The following is a 1,627-nucleotide window of genomic DNA, read 5'->3' on the forward strand; positions in this document are numbered from 1 at the left end:
GAAGATCACCTCGCCGATCAGCCGGCCGAGGAAATAGGAGCGGCCGGATTGCGGCCGCAGGCTGGGCGCGCGCCGCTGGTCGATGCCGAAGCTGCGGGCCAGCGCGCCGGTCAGACGGTCGATCGGCGTGCCTTCCTGCGTGCCCGAGCAGAGATAGACCCCGCGCAGCCACGGCGCGGGATCGAGCTGGGAGCCGGCGAACGCCTCGTTCAGGAAGGCCTCCAGCGGCGCCTGCAGGCTCGCGACCTGCATCGGGAAGCCGGCGATGAGCGAGCGGCGATCCGGGCTGCGTTCGGCGGCGAGGCGGTCGAGCATGCGCTCTTCCACGCGGCCGACCAGCTCGCGGAACTCGGCGGCGAACCGGCCCGCCATGCCCGCCGGCGTGCGATCGGGCGGAAAGGTCATGCCCCAGACCTGCGCGCGGCCGGCGGTGTCGAGATCGTCATGGAACTCGGTGAAGCCGGCGATCAGGTCGGCCTTGGTGAACAGCGCGTAGACCGGCACGGTGACGCCGAGGCGGGTGTTGATCTCCTTGATCCGCGCGCGGATGGCGCGCGCATGGGCGGCGCGGGCCGCGGCGTCGGCCTGGGCGATGTCGGACAGGGCGATGGCGACGATCACGCCGTTCAGCGGCTGGCGCGGCCGGGTGCGGCGCAGCAGGTCGAGGAAGCCGTGCCAGCCGGCCTGGTCGACCGACGCCGAGGAATCCTGCGTCGTGTAGCGGCCGGCGGTGTCGATCATCACCGCCTGGTCGGTGAACCACCAGTCGCAATAGCGGGTGCCGCCGACACCGGCGACCGCCCCCTGGCCGAGCTCGGCGGCGAGCGGAAAGTTCAGGCCGGCATTGAGCAGCGCGGTGGTCTTGCCGGCGCCGGGCGGGCCGATGATGACGTACCAGGGCTGTTCGTAGAGAAAGCCGCGCCGGCCGCGCGCCCGGGCGAGGATGCCGAGCGCCTTCTTCATCTTGTCCGCCAGCGCGGCGACTTCCTCCGCCCGCATGCCGGCCTCGGGGTCGGCCTGGGTCTCGGTGATCGCCTCTTCGACGGCGGCCGCCTTCTTGCGGGCGCGGCGATCGAGCCAGAGATTGGCCGCAAGCCAGATCACGAACACCAGGACAGCGATCGCCGCGCGCGGCAGGATGCCGGCGAGCACGGCGAGGAAGGGGCCGAAGAACCAGACCAGGGCCGCGATGATCGCGGCGCCGACGCCGCTCAGCAGCCAGCGGACCAGCCGTGCGCTCATTGGGTTTCACTCCGGATCAGCACGATTTCGATCCGCCGGTTCAGGGCGCGCCCCTGCGGCGTCGCGTTGGTCGCGATCGGGTCGGCGGCGCCGCGCCCCTCCGCGGTGATGCGGCTCTGATCGCCGATCGCGCGGTCGAGCACGGCGGCCGCCGCCTTCGCGCGGTCCTCCGAGAGGACCAGGTTGTTGGGGAAGCGCAGCGTGTGGATCGGCTGGCTGTCGGTATAGCCGATCACCTGCACCTTGCCCTTCTCGCGCGCCAGCGCCTGGCCGATCTTGGAAATCAGCGGCAGCGCGGTGCTCTCGACCGTCGCGCTGCCGGAGGCGAACAGGCCGGTGTTGTTGATGCGGATGACCGGCGCGTTGACGGTGCCGAGCACGGCGA

Annotated in this window: 2 protein-coding genes; both read right to left on the minus strand. The window is 71.8% G+C overall.

The genetic code is table 11. The annotated features are described in order from the left end of the window. Positions 1–1,242, minus strand: a 1,242-nt coding sequence (gene tssM, locus APM_RS10255; protein WP_007423303.1) for a type VI secretion system membrane subunit TssM, incomplete at its 3' end; no start/stop codon positions are given. After that, a partial coding sequence (tssL, locus tag APM_RS10260; RefSeq protein ID WP_007423304.1) for a type VI secretion system protein TssL, long form occupies positions 1,239–1,627 on the minus strand: 389 nt, incomplete at its 5' end. The genes tssL and tssM, both read right to left, overlap by 4 nt.

This window comes from Acidiphilium sp. PM, from assembly GCF_000219295.1.
In the GTDB taxonomy this organism is placed as follows: Bacteria; Pseudomonadota; Alphaproteobacteria; order Acetobacterales; family Acetobacteraceae; genus Acidiphilium; species Acidiphilium multivorum.